Genomic DNA, 12,540 nt, shown 5'->3' on the forward strand with positions numbered 1-12,540 from the left:
CCGCCTGGGCGAATCCTCGCGGTGAAGTCGCGAAAAGTTCTCGAAGCAGGTGGCACGATCGGTTGTGATGACCGCGACCGGCACCCCGGCGGCGGCCACATCGGCGACCGGTCCGCCTCGACGGCGGCGGCGGGGACCATTGGTGGCCGTCTTGATGGCGGTCGTTCTCGGCGCGGAGTTGATCTTCGGATGGCCGGCGCTGACCGAGGCGGCCCGGCAGTTGCGCACCCCGCACTGGGGCTGGGTCAGCGGGGCCCTGGCCGCCGAGATCGTGTCGATGGGGTCCTACGCCCGGATGCAGTGGGCGCTGCTGCGCGGTGCGGGCCAGCGGGTCAGCGTGCGGCGGCACGTGGCGATGGCGTACGCGGCCCACTCGCTGAGCGTGACGCTGCCGGGCGGGCCGCTCTTCTCCACCAGCTTCAACTTCCGGCAGCTGCGGCGTTACGGGGTCTCGTCCGCGGAGGCGTCCTGGTGCATCGCGCTGAGCGGGGTGCTCTCCACCGGCGCGCTGATCCTGGTCGGCTCGGTCGGCGGGATCCTGGCCCGGAACACCGGGAGCTGGCGCACCCTGCTCGGCTACGCGTGCGGGGCGATCGCGGTGACGACCGCCGTCCGGCTGCTCGCCAAGCATCCGCTCTGGCTGGACCGGCCGGTCCGGGCGCTGCTGGGCGGGGTGAACCGGGTGCGCCGGCGGCCGCCCGAGCACGGCGCCGACTGGCTGCTCGGCTTCGTCAACCAGCTGCGGGCGATCCGGGTGCATCCGGTGCACTTCACCGTCGCGGTGCTGCTGGCGTGCGCGAACTGGCTCTTCGACGCGCTGTGCCTGTGGATGTGCTGCGTCGCGGTGGGCGCGGATCAGATCAACGTGGTGCCGCTGCTGATCGCGTACTGCGCCGGGATGGCCGCCGCGAGCGTCCCGGTGGTCCCCGGCGGTCTCGGCGTGGTCGACGCGGCCCTGGTGCTGGGCCTGGTCGCGGGCGGCCTGACCAGCGCGAGCGCGGTCGCCGCCGTGGTCCTCTACCGCATGCTCAGCTTCGGCTTCATCATCGGCGCCGGCTGGCTCGTCTGGCTCCTGCTCCGCCACCGCGCGAAGGCGAGCGGCCATCACGCGAAGGCGGGCGACCACCCTGCGGAGGCGGGCGACCATCACGCGGAGGCGGGCGGTCACCATGCGGAGGCGGGCGGCCATCACGCGAAGGTGAGCGGCAACCACACGAGGGTGAGCGGCAACCGCGTGGAGCCGGACGCTTAGGTCCGCTCCTCCGGGCGGACGGGTGTGTTGTCGGCCTTCCGGCCGAAAAGCTTCCAGCCGCGCTTCTTCTTCTCCACGACCGGGACGGCGTCCCCGTTCAGGATGTCCAGGCGCTGCCGGGCGACCGAATTGTTCGGCTCCAGCCGCAGCGACGTGGTCAGCGCCTGCCGGGCCTGGTCCACGTGCCCGAGCGACGCCAGCGCCACCCCGTGCGTGAAGTAGTAGTGCGCCTCGCTCGGGTCCAAGCCGATCGCGGTGCGCGCGGCCTGCTCGGCGTCGGCGAGCTGGCGGTCGGCGGCGAGCAGCGCCCAGGCCACCCGGTCGTGCCAGAGCGGGTTCTTCGGCTCCACGATGACCGCCCGGTACGCCATCGACATCGCCTCGTCGTGCTTGCCCTGCAGGGTGAGTGCCCGGCTGGCGATGGCCAGCGGCCGGGGGTCCTCGGGCGCCAGCTCGATCGCCTTGTTCGCGGCGGAGAGCGCCGGCTCCACCTGGTCCAGCGTGAGCCGGATGCGGGCCATCAGGATCCATCCGGCCGCGGCCTGTGGATTGCCGGCCAGCACCGGTTCGAGCATCGAGGCGGCCTCGGCCGTCTGCAGATCCTCGAAGAGCGCGGCGGCGCGGGCGATGGCCATGTCGGTCGGGTCGGCGAACGCCCGTTCAGCAACCCCCGGGTAGGTGGTGGCTCCGGGGGGTGGTGCGGCCGTGCCGGGATCAGCGGGTGGTGCCAGGTCGGTCATGGGGGCCGCTCCGGGATAACCAAAGGGACAGGGCTTTTACAAGCCACCTTCGGCCGCCCGGCGCGAATTCTTAGGACGTACAGCGCAAAATGCCGAACCGCGACGTCATGCTGGAAAAGACGCGTAACAGCCGTACCGGAGAAGCGGGTCTGAGGAACGCGGAACCAGCGCGGCCGGCAACCGGACCGCTCTCAGGAACGCGGAACCAGCGCGGCCGGCAACCGGACCGCTCTCAGGAACGCGGAATCAGCGCGGTCAGCAACCGGACCGCGAACCCGGTCAGGCTCGCCGCCCCGAGCAGGACCCGCAGCCAGCCGGCGGGTGCCACCGTCGCGGTGAGCAGCAATGCGAGGGTCAGGGCCGCCGTGAGGCTCGCGGCCCGCCGCTGGGTCAGAGCCTCTTTGAGGTACGACCGCAGCACCCGATCGAGCCGAGCCAGGAAGTATCCGGCGTACGCCGCCGGAGCCAGTGCCGCCACCGCGGCCAGCACCCGCGCCCACACCGCCGAATCGTCCGCCACCCGCCAGCCCAGGTACGCGAAGACCACCATGATGATCGCGGTGTAGACCAGGAACTGCCGCAACGCCGCGTCCAGCAGCTGCCGGCTCGCTTGCTGCCGTGGATCCGCCCGCAACGCCGCGGCCAGCCCGGTCATGCCCCGGGCCAGCCGGCTGAGCGCGAACGGGTTGCGATGCACCACGTCGAACGCGGCCAGCTCGTGCCGGGCGACCGCGTTCTCCGGTGCCAGCGCAAGCGCGTCCCGCAGCGCCTCCTGGGCCCGTCGCGGCAAGTGCAACTGCTTCATCACCATGGCGTAGGTGATCCGGAAGTCCGCCTCGCCCGGGTCGAGCCGGACCGCCTCGCGGGCCGCGTGTTCCGCCTCCATCAGCTGCGTGCCCTGCTCCAGCAGGGCCCAGGCGAGCCGGTTGTGCCGGTACGGATTGTCCGCCTGCCGGGCCACCGCCGCCCGCGCCGCCTCGATCGCCTCGTCGTGCCGCCCGAGCGCGGTCAGCGCCCGGCTCAACGCCGTGAGCGCCTCGGCCGAGCCGGGCGCGTGTCGTACCGCCCGCGCCGCCACCTCGTGCGCCAGCTCCGGTTTCTCGAGTGCGAGCTGCGCGTGGGTCATCAGGACCAGCGCGGTCACGTGCTCGGGCTCGGCGGCCAGCACCGGCCCGAGCAGTTCGGCGGCCGCGGCCGGATCACCGCGTTGCAGTTGGAGGCGCGCCACCGCGATCGGCTCGGTCATGGGGAGGTCACCGCGGGGCCGGGACGGTGGCGTACGCGCGGACCGGGAACGTGCCGAACCCGGCGATCCGCGGTGGCACCGCGGTGAACCGGGCCCCGTGCTCCGGCAGCGCCGCCAGGTTGGTGAGGTGCTCGACGATCGGGATCCCGGCGGCCAGCAGCAGGCTGTGCGCCGGCCGCTCGCCGCGGGCCGCCGCCGAGATGTCGTCGATGTTCACGGCGTCGATGCCGACCAGCGCGGCGCCCCGGTCGACCAGGTCCTGTGCGCCCTCGCGGGTCAGGTAGGGCGCGTCCACCGAGTACTCCTTGGTGGCCCAGTGCCGGTCGCCACCGGTGTGCAGCAACACCGCCCGCCCGGTGACGTCCACACCGGCCAGCTGGCCGGCGGTGACCCCGCGCGGGCCGCCGCTCGCCCGGATCACCACGGCGGGTAGCTCGGCGAGCCGCTCCAGTGGCAGGCCGGCCAGGTCGGTGCCGCTGGCGTACCGGTGCAACGGGCTGTCCAGGTACGTCCCGGTGTTGCCGATCATGGTGATCCGGTCGATGGTGAACTCGGTGCCGGGCGCGTACCGGTCGCGGGACTCCGCGTGGCTCAGGTACTGGTCGATCCGGGGGGCCGGCATTCCCGGGTAGGTGTTCAGGCCGTCCCGGATCACGTGGTTGAGCTCGATGAACGGCACCGGTTCCTCCTTCGGGCAGCGGGGTTCAGGACAGGCCGATCAGGCCCTCGGCGATCAGCCAGATGCCGAAGATAGCGAACAGCGCGGCGGCGCCCCACTTGATGACATGTTCCGGCAGGTGCCGGCCGAGGTATCGACCGACCAGGATGGCCAGTGCGTCGGCGGCCACCATGCCCACCGTGGAGCCGATCCAGGTGCCGAACCAGCCGTGCTGGGTGGCCAGAGTGATGGTCGCGAGCATCGTCTTGTCACCGAGCTCGGCCAGGAAGAACGCGCCGCCGACGGCGAGGATCGCGGAGCCGGTGGACTTCTCGGCCTTGCTCTTCTCGTCGTCGGTCAGCTTGTCGCCGCGCAGGGTCCAGGCGCCGAAGGCGAGGAAGGCGAGGCCGGCGACGAGCGAGATCCAGTCGGTCGGGAGGGCGGCGCCGAGGCCGTACCCGATGCCGACCGAGACCAGGTGGACCAGCGCGGTCGCCGCGGTGATGCCGACCAGCACCGGCAGCGGCCGGAACCGGGTGGCGAAGGTCATCGCCATGAGCTGGGATTTGTCGCCGAGCTCGGCGACGAAGATGACCGCGAAGCTGATGGTCAGCGCGGCGAGGAAGCCTGACATGAGTGTCTCCCGGTTGAGCCGACCGGGCTTCGGGCGCAGGGCGACCTCGACCCGGCCGTTGCGATGAACAGCCTGGTCGAAGGTCTCGCTCGCCTTTGGTCAAGGCCGCGCGGCCGGACGCTCCGAAGAACGTCAGTATGTCGACCGCGACATTGGGAGCTACTCCCCTTCGCGAGGACGAGCATAGCCGACCTTTCGGCAGGCCCGGTGGAGAGCTTTACCACCGGGCCTTCGCCTAAGGATCGGCGCGGGAGGCTCAGCGACCGATGATCAGCTGCTGGAGCTGCAGCCGTTCGAGCAGGTCAGCGGAGCGTTTCAGGGTCGGCTGCGCGGGATTGGACGGAGCGATCGGCGTGCACTGCTTGTCGGACCGGTTCCCGGCGACCCGCTTGGGCAACGCGCCGGTGGCGAGGTAGCCGGCGATCGTGTCGTCGATACACGCGTTGCCGAAGAGCGAGCCGGCGTGCGTGGTGCCGTTCACCCCCTCCACGAGCGAGGCGCGCGGGAACAGGCGGCGAACCTCCAGGCTCCCCGAGAACGGCGTGGCCGCGTCGAGCGTCTCGCTGATCAGCAGGATCGGCGGCGCCTTGCTGCCGTCCACCCGGACCGGCCGGCCCGCTCGCACGGGCCAGTGCCGGCACGGCGCGTTGTACCAGGCGTTGCCCCAGGTCTCGAACGGCGCCTTGTGGTAGATCCGCCAGTTGTCCTTGACCCAGGTGGACCACTTCGCCGGCCAGCGGGTGTCGGTGCACTGCACGGCCAGGTAGACGGCGTAGTCGTTGTCGGCGCCCGCGGTCTGCGGATTGTTCTCCTCGTAGAGGCTCTTGAGCCCGGCCGAGTCCTTCTTGGTGACCCAGTCCGAGAACGCCCGGCCGGCCTTCTCCCAGCCGAAGACGTAGTAACCCGGCTGCAGGAAGACGTCGGTCAGCTCGGCCGGGCCGATCAACCCGCCGGCCGGCTTGGTGGCCAGCTCGCCGAGCTGCCGGTAGTAGAGCTTCTCCACCTCCGGGCCGGTCTTGCCCAGGTGGTAGACGCTGTCGTTCTTGGCCAGCCAGCTGAAGTAGAGCTTCATGTTCCGGTCGAACGCGACGTCCTGATCCAGGTTCGCCTGGTACCAGACCCGCTGCGGGTTGACGTTGCCGTCCAGGACCATCCGGCGGACCCGTTTCGGGAACAGCGTGGCGTAGACCTGGCCGAGATAGGTCCCGTACGAGAAGCCGTAGAAGTTGATGGTGTCGGCGCCCAGCGCCTTCCGGATGCTGTCCATGTCACGGACCGAGTCCTCGGTGCGCATGTGGCTCAGCAGCGCTCCGCCGGCCTTGGCGCAGTCCGCGGCGTACTTCGCGCTCCGCACGTGCCAGGCGTCCTCCACCGCCGGGGTGGTCGGCACGTACGGCGGGCGGTTGAATCCGAGGTAGCCGCTGTCACAGGTCAGCTTCGGTGTGCTGGCGCCGACCCCGCGCGGGTCGAACCCGATCCAGTCGTAGGCATCCCCGGCCCCGTTCGGCACCTTCTCGCCGAGCGTGGCCATCCCGCGCCCGGAGCCGCCCGGCCCACCCGGGTTGACCAGCATGACGCCCTGGTACTTGTCGTCCGGGACAGTGTGCTCGACCCGGGCGACAGCCAGCTGGATCTTGGTGCCGTTGGGTTTCGTGTAGTCCATCGGCACGGTGACGAAACCGCACTCGGCGCCCTGCGCCTTGAGCGACGTCTCGGTGCAGGGGCTCCACGCGATCGGTGCCGGCGCGTCGCCCGGCTTGCCGATCGGTGAAGCGGCCTCGGCCGAGGTGATCGCGGTGCCTGCCGCGCCGAGCGCGACCACGGTGGCGGCCGCCCAGATTCTCTTCATTCCTCGCCCTTCAATGTCCGATTCGCCCCATATGCTGAAGCGTTGCCGGGCACTTTCCACCCGTCCACGCCGAGACGGCCACCAGAACGGGTGAGATCAGGCGGAACGCCGGGTGCGCTCGGAGTCCAGGGCTTACCGGGCCCGGGACGGCCGGTTTCCACTCCGACGCGCGACCCCGGAATTCCACGAGCCACCGCCGAACCCTGGGACCATGCGAGACATGGACGAGTTCTGGCTCCACCCACGGCTGGGGACGGCAACTCGGGGCGGCCGGGCGCCGCGCCACTATCTGATCGCGCTCCAGCACGCGGTGCACGTCATCGACGCGGACCCGCGCTGGCGGCAGTGGTGGCTCCGGAGCGGTATGCGGGGCTGCCACCTCGGCATCGTCACCGAGGGCTGCGACCACCTGCGCCCCAGCGCCGACATCCGCCGCGTCGGCGACCAGTTGCGCGCCAACTTCACCTGCGCGCTGCCGTCGGCCTGCTCCGACCAGGAGCTGATGCGCCGCGCGATGACCGAGGTGCGGACCATGCTCGAGGTCATCCGGGCGGCGATGGCGCTGCCCGCCCTGCCGCCGGACCCGGAGGCGGCCCCGCCGCCGAGCAGCGCGGACGACGTCCCGGTGATCGAGAAGGCGCTGCCGTCGGTGCCGCGCGAGCTGGCGGAGCAGGGCTACCTGACGCTCACCCAGGTGCAGAACTTCTTCGGCTGACTCACGGGGCCGCCAAGGCGTTCAGCAGGGCGCCGTCCGGGGTGTCGCCGGAGAGTTCCCAGGCGAAGACGCCGCCCAGGGATTGGCTGCGGGCATAGGTCACCTTGCCGCGGATCGTGGCCGGGGTGTCGTAGGACCACCACTGGGCGCCGCAGCGCGCGTACGCCGTCCCGCCGACCGTCCCGGTCGGCGGGCACCGTCCCGCGAGGACCTTGTAATCCTCCAGCCCCTTCTCGTAGGTCCCCGGTGCTGGCCCGGTCGCGACGGCTCCCGGCCCGGCGGTCCGCACCCCGGTCCACCCCCGCCCGTAGAACCCGATCCCGAACAGCAGCTTCGCCGCCGGCACGCCCTGCTTGAGCAGCTGGGACACGGTCGCGTCGGCGGTTGCCCCGGGCCGCGGGATCCCCGGATAGGCGGTCAGCGGCGAGTGTGGCGCCGTGCGCGCGTCCTTGTCGCCGGTGCCGAAGTAGTCGTAGGTCATCGCGCTCAGCCAGTTGACCTGGGCCGCCGCCGCCGAGTAGTCGGTCGCCGCGAGTTTCCGCACGTCGCCCGAGACCGCCGCGGTGACCAGCGCCTTGTCGCCGAAGGTGGTGCGCAGCGCGCCGAGCACCTTCGGCAGCGCCTCTCGGCCGCTGCGGTCGCACTGCAGGCCGCAGGCGTTCGGGTACTCCCAGTCCACGTCGATGCCGTCGAACACCCCGGCCCACCGCGCGTCGGTGATCAGGTCGTGGCAGGACTTGGCGAACGCCGCCGGGTTGCGGGCCGCCTCGGAGAAGCCGGCCGACCCGGTCCAGCCGCCGAACGACCAGAGGATCTTCAGCTCGGGATGGGCGACCTTCAGCTTCCGGAGCTGGCCGATGTTTCCGCGCAGGGCAGCGGTCGGAGCGTCCGCGACGCCGTCCACACTGTCCACGGCGGTCACCGGCTTCTGGAACGCCGCCCAGGGGTCGCCGACCGCACAGCGCCCGCCGTCGACCTTGCCGAACGCGTACAGCAGGTGGGTGAGCCGACCAGCAGCGCCGCTGGCCGCCAGATTCTTCACGCGGAACCCGCGCCCGTAGGCGCCCCACTCGGTGAAGTATCCGGCCACCACCGGCTCGGTGGTGGGGGAGGGCCGTGGGCGCGATGGCGCCTGACAAGCCGACAAGATCAGGATAAGCAGGGCGAAAGCCGCCGACCGGAGACGCACCGGCACAAAATAGCCGTCGGCGGGCGTGATCGCTCCTTGTTCCCCCGATCGGGTGGAGCCACACCGGCCGTGACCGACTGTGCCATTGTCGAGCGGTGGCCCTAAGCCCTGAGATGCGAGCCCTGTTCGCCCGGCGGCGTGTCCTGGGCCGGGTCCGTGCCGTGCTGCGCAGCGCGATCACCACGTTCGTGGTGGTGACCGTGACACTGTGGCTGATGCCGGGGGTCGCCAGCGCGGACATCGTGGACACACTGGGCCTGGTGGTGCTGATCGCCGTCGTCGGCGCGGTGCTGCGGCCGCTGCTCCTGCTCGGGATCACCGCACTGGGCGGCTGGGGCGCCATGCTGTTCGGCGTGATCACCCAGGTCGCGGTGATGTTCGTAGCCCTCCGGCTGGACCCGGCGAACCGGATCCGGAGCCTGCCCCTCCTGCTGATCACGGCGATCCTGGCGGTGGTCTTCGCCGCGCTGCTGGACTGGATGGCCGACGCCGGCAGCGACGACACGTTCGTCCGGGAGGCCCGGCGGCTGATGCGCGCAGTGCGCCGGCGAGCCGCCCGGCAGGACGGCGGGCCGCTGTTCACGCTGCGCCGGCCGCGCCCCGGCACCGAGCCGGGGCTGCTCGTGATCCAGCTCGACGGGGTGGCCGAGCCGGTGCTGAGCTGGGCCGTCCGGGCCGGCAATCTGCCCGTTCTCGGGCAGTGGTTGCGCTCCGGCAGCCACAGCCTGCGACGCTGGCACACCGGGCTGCCGTCCACCACCCCGGCGTCGCAGGCCGGCATCCTGCACGGCGCGTCCCGGCAGATCCCGGCGTTCCGCTGGTTCGAGAAGGACACCGGCAAGGTGATGGTCTCCAACCGGCCGCGGGACGCCGCGATGATCGAGGAGCGCCTCAGCGACGGCCGCGGCCTGCTCAGCGGCGGCGGGGTGAGCATCGGCAACGCGTTCGGCGGGGACGCCGCGACCAACCTGCTGACGGTCAGCCACGCGGCCCTGCCGGGTCGTTCGGCGCACGGCTGGGCGGCGTTCATGGCGTCCCCGTACGGCTTCACCCGCGCCCTGGTCCTCGGCGTCGCCGACGTCTTCACCGAGCTGCACCAGGCCCGTCTCCAGCGCCGCCGCAACGTGCACCCGAGGGTCAGCCGCTCCGGGGCGTACCTCGCGCTGCGCCCGGCCGCCATGCTGCTGCGCGACGTGAACGTGTCGCTGGTCGCCGAGCAGATGGCCCGCGGCGTTCCGGCGATCTACTGCGACCTGGTCAACTACGACGAGGTGGCGCACCACGCCGGCCCGGCCCGGCCGGAGTCGATGCGCCAGCTGGAGAACCTCGACCGGATGCTCGGCGTGCTGGAGCGCCTCTCACCCGAGGCGGCCCGGCGTTACCACCTGGTGGTGCTCTCCGACCACGGGCAGAGCCAGGGCGCCACGTTCCGGCAGCGGTACGGCGAGACCCTGAACGAGGTGGTCGAGCAGCTCACCGCGGACCCGGCCGTCAGCCCTCCGGAGCCCGCCGAGGAGCAGGGCCCGCACGATCCGGACCCGATGCCGGCGGCGCCACTGCTGGTGCTCTCGTCCGGGAACCTGTCCCTGATCTACCTGACCCGCTTCACCCACCGGGTGCTACGGGCGGAGATCGAGGAGACCTACCCCCGGCTGATCGCCGGGCTGGCCGCCCATCCGGGCATCGGGTTGGTGGTGGCCGGGGACGAGGACGGGCCGATCGCGTACGGACCGGGCGGCACCCACCGACTCCGGGACGGCGTGGTGACCGGGCAGGACCCACTGCTGCCGTACGGCCCGCAGGCCCGTGCCGATCTGCTGCGTCACCAGGAGGCCGCGCACGTCGGCGACCTCGTCGTGATCAGCGCGGTGGACGCGGAGACCGCGGAGGTCGCCGCGTTCGAGGAGCTGGTCGGCTCGCACGGCGGGCTGGGCGGCTGGCAGACCGACGCCATGCTGGTGCATCCGGCCGCCTGGACCGTCAGCACCGACCTGCGGGGCCCTGACGCCGTGCACCGGCAGCTGGCCGAGTGGCTGACCATGCTGGGGCTGCGCGCGCCGGTCCGGCTCGCGGTCGTCGCCGGTGAGCCGATCCACTCCCTACGTGAGGTGGCGGGCGATGCGCTGGCTGACCGTCCAGTAGCCGGCGGGTAACACCCGGGCGAGCAGGTCGGCGGCCCGCGCCTCCTTGGTGATCACCAGGCGTGGCCGGCGGGTCTGCACCGCGGCCAGGATCTGCCGGGCCGCCTCCTCCGGCGGCAGGGTCAGCGCGGTCTCGTGGAAGCGCCGGTTCTCGGCGGCCTGCGTGCCGTCCGGGTCGGGGCCGCTGAGCCGGGCGTTCAGGGCGATGCCGGTGCGCACCCCGCCGGGGTGGACCACGGTCACGCCGACGCCGCGCGGCGCCAGCTCGTGCCGCAGCGCCTCGGTGAAGCCCCGCACGGCATATTTGCTGGTCGCGTAAGCCACCTGGCCGGGCGGGGCGATCAGGCCGAACAGGCTGGAGACGTTCACCAGGTGCGAACCGGGCCGGGCGAGCAACTGCGGAAGGAACGCCTTGGTCATCCGGATCACCGCGTGCAGGTTGATCTCCAGCAGCCAGTCGATGTCGGCCATCCGGTTCTGCTCGAACGTCCCGGAGAGCGTCACCCCGGCGTTGTTGACCAGGAGATCCGCGCCACCGAGGCGGGAGCTGACCTCGGCCGCGAGGTCACTGTGGTCCCCACCCTCGCTGAGATCGATGACGTACGTCGAGACGTCCGCTCCGCCGAGCTCCCGAGCCAGGTCCGCGACCCGGGTGAGCCCCTCGGCGTCCTTGTCGATCAGCACCAGGACGGCCCGCCGCTTCGCCAGCTCGAGCGTGAGCGCGGCGCCGATCCCACCGGCCGCTCCGGTGATCACGCAGGTACGCCCCGCGAAGGTGAACCGTCGCACCCCAAGCCCTTCCCGAACGCCGCGTGCCCTCTCGTCACCGCGATTATCCCGGTCGTCCGGGTTCACCGCTGCTGTCACGTTCGCGGCGGCGGGTCTCCACCCTGGGTCCCGTCCGCCCCGCTCAGGCGGCGTGCTCCCCGGCGGAGGCGGAGGCGGTGGCGCGGGCCCGGCGCCGGCGGATGTGCCGGACGTGAAGCGTCACATACGTCCCGACCGCCAGCACGCCGATCCCGATCGCCGGCCACGTGTACCGGTGCGCGTGCTCGATGATCGTCACCAGGTTCGCGCCGAGCACGTACGACACCGTGGTCCACCAGCCGACCCAGATCGCCGCGCCGATCGCGTTGTAGAGCAGAAAGGTCTTCCACGGCATCTGGGTGATCCCGGCGATCACGCCGTTGAGCTGCCGTAACCCGTCGATGAACCGGGCCACCAGGATGATCCGGTTGCCCCGGCGGGCGAAGAACTGCTCGGCCTTCGCCAGGCGTTCCGGGGTGACGAAGATGTATTTGCCGAAGCGGTGCACCACCTTGCGACCACCGCGCAGGCCGATCCAGTAGCCGATGTTGTCGCCGACCACCGCGGCCACGAAACTGATCAGCGCGACCACGTAGATGTTCATCCGGCCGGCGCCGGAGTAGATCGACGCGGCCATCATGATCGTTTGACCGGGGGCGGGCACACCGAAGCTCTCGACGCCGATCACCACGGCGAGAGCCAGATAACCCCAGCGGTCCAGGATCGGGGCGACGCTGTGGAGGAACCCGGGAAGGTCGGCTGAAGGTGGCATCGGCTACACGGTAGCCGCCGATCGGGCCGACGGCCGCATGGACCTGTTGCGCGATTACGGTCAGACCTTTTCCGGTAGTGCTCCCATCCACGCTCGGTCATCGATGAACGGATGATCGACGTTCGTACGGCCCCGCACGCCCGCGCAGGTCGCCCCTCCCGACCGGCGTCCCGGTCATCGGGACGGCCTGACCGGTCATCACCGGGCCGCGGCCGGACCTCCCGGCCGGCATTCCCACCAGCGGGTTACCGACTTCGGGGGGTACGCCCTCGCCGGCGAACGCGCGACGGCCCCGGTCCAGTGCGGACCGGGGCCGTCGACGAACCGTCACAGGGATGCGGACGCCAACTGGTCGCGCAGCTTGGCGAGGGCCTTGGTGAGTAGGCGGGAGACGTGCATCTGGGAGATGCCGATCTGGTCGGCGATCTGCGACTGGGTGAGGTTGCCGTAGAAGCGCAGGGTCAGGATGCGCTGTTCGCGCTCGTTGAGGGTGGCGAGGGCGGGGCCGAGGGCGACGCGGGTCTCGGCGAGTTCGAA

At 71.6% G+C, this 12,540-nt stretch carries 12 protein-coding genes; 3 read left to right on the forward strand and 9 right to left on the reverse strand.

The window, feature by feature from the left end; translation table 11 throughout:
- The first annotated feature begins 142 nt into the window (after positions 1-142).
- Positions 143-1,252: a lysylphosphatidylglycerol synthase transmembrane domain-containing protein gene (locus CHC09_RS27385; RefSeq protein WP_239138603.1), complete on the forward strand. Its 1,110-nt coding sequence runs from the start codon at positions 143-145 to the stop codon at positions 1,250-1,252.
- Here the strand turns inward: CHC09_RS27385 and CHC09_RS27390 are convergent.
- The 5 genes from CHC09_RS27390 to CHC09_RS27410 form a co-directional block, all read right to left on the reverse strand.
- A complete protein-coding gene (locus tag CHC09_RS27390) occupies positions 1,249-1,992 on the reverse strand; it encodes a tetratricopeptide repeat protein (RefSeq protein ID WP_089296078.1) in 744 nt (247 codons plus the stop codon). The two genes, CHC09_RS27385 and CHC09_RS27390, sit on opposite strands and share 4 nt — an antisense overlap.
- Before the next feature lie 232 nt (positions 1,993-2,224).
- Positions 2,225-3,238 (reverse strand): tetratricopeptide repeat protein, encoded by a 1,014-nt coding sequence (locus CHC09_RS27395; protein ID WP_089296079.1) that lies wholly within the window; start codon positions 3,236-3,238, stop codon positions 2,225-2,227.
- A gap of 7 nt (positions 3,239-3,245) precedes the next feature.
- Positions 3,246-3,917: a cyclase family protein gene (locus tag CHC09_RS27400; protein ID WP_089296080.1), complete on the reverse strand. Its 672-nt coding sequence runs from the start codon at positions 3,915-3,917 to the stop codon at positions 3,246-3,248.
- A 25-nt stretch (positions 3,918-3,942) separates the two neighbouring features.
- Positions 3,943-4,530, reverse strand: a complete 588-nt coding sequence (locus CHC09_RS27405) for a TMEM165/GDT1 family protein (protein ID WP_089296081.1) — start codon at positions 4,528-4,530, stop codon at positions 3,943-3,945.
- A gap of 256 nt (positions 4,531-4,786) precedes the next feature.
- Positions 4,787-6,379, reverse strand: coding sequence for an alpha/beta hydrolase (locus CHC09_RS27410; protein ID WP_089296082.1), 1,593 nt, complete (start codon positions 6,377-6,379; stop codon positions 4,787-4,789).
- A 220-nt stretch (positions 6,380-6,599) separates the two neighbouring features.
- On the opposite strand from CHC09_RS27410, the gene CHC09_RS27415 reads away from it, so the two are divergent.
- Positions 6,600-7,094: a hypothetical protein gene (locus tag CHC09_RS27415; RefSeq protein WP_089296083.1), complete on the forward strand. Its 495-nt coding sequence runs from the start codon at positions 6,600-6,602 to the stop codon at positions 7,092-7,094.
- A 1-nt stretch (position 7,095) separates the two neighbouring features.
- On the opposite strand, the gene CHC09_RS27420 is transcribed toward CHC09_RS27415, so the two are convergent.
- Positions 7,096-8,187: a glycoside hydrolase family 18 protein gene (locus CHC09_RS27420; protein WP_239138602.1), complete on the reverse strand. Its 1,092-nt coding sequence runs from the start codon at positions 8,185-8,187 to the stop codon at positions 7,096-7,098.
- A 191-nt stretch (positions 8,188-8,378) separates the two neighbouring features.
- On the opposite strand from CHC09_RS27420, the gene CHC09_RS27425 reads away from it, so the two are divergent.
- Positions 8,379-10,436, forward strand: coding sequence for a phage holin family protein (locus CHC09_RS27425; RefSeq protein WP_239138601.1), 2,058 nt, complete (start codon positions 8,379-8,381; stop codon positions 10,434-10,436).
- Here the strand turns inward: CHC09_RS27425 and CHC09_RS27430 are convergent.
- The 3 genes from CHC09_RS27430 to CHC09_RS27440 form a co-directional block, all read right to left on the reverse strand.
- Positions 10,383-11,213 (reverse strand): SDR family NAD(P)-dependent oxidoreductase, encoded by an 831-nt coding sequence (locus tag CHC09_RS27430; RefSeq protein ID WP_089296086.1) that lies wholly within the window; start codon positions 11,211-11,213, stop codon positions 10,383-10,385. The genes CHC09_RS27425 and CHC09_RS27430 overlap by 54 nt on opposite strands.
- Before the next feature lie 121 nt (positions 11,214-11,334).
- Positions 11,335-12,003 carry a DedA family protein gene (locus CHC09_RS27435; protein ID WP_089296087.1) on the reverse strand — a complete coding sequence of 223 codons (669 nt, stop codon included), beginning with the start codon at positions 12,001-12,003 and terminating at the stop codon, positions 11,335-11,337.
- A 327-nt stretch (positions 12,004-12,330) separates the two neighbouring features.
- The coding region (locus CHC09_RS27440) for a sigma-70 family RNA polymerase sigma factor (RefSeq protein WP_143232577.1) at positions 12,331-12,540 on the reverse strand (210 nt) is incomplete at its 5' end.

It is taken from the genome of Actinoplanes regularis (genome assembly GCF_900188005.1).
Lineage (GTDB): Bacteria > Actinomycetota > Actinomycetes > Mycobacteriales > Micromonosporaceae > Actinoplanes > Actinoplanes regularis.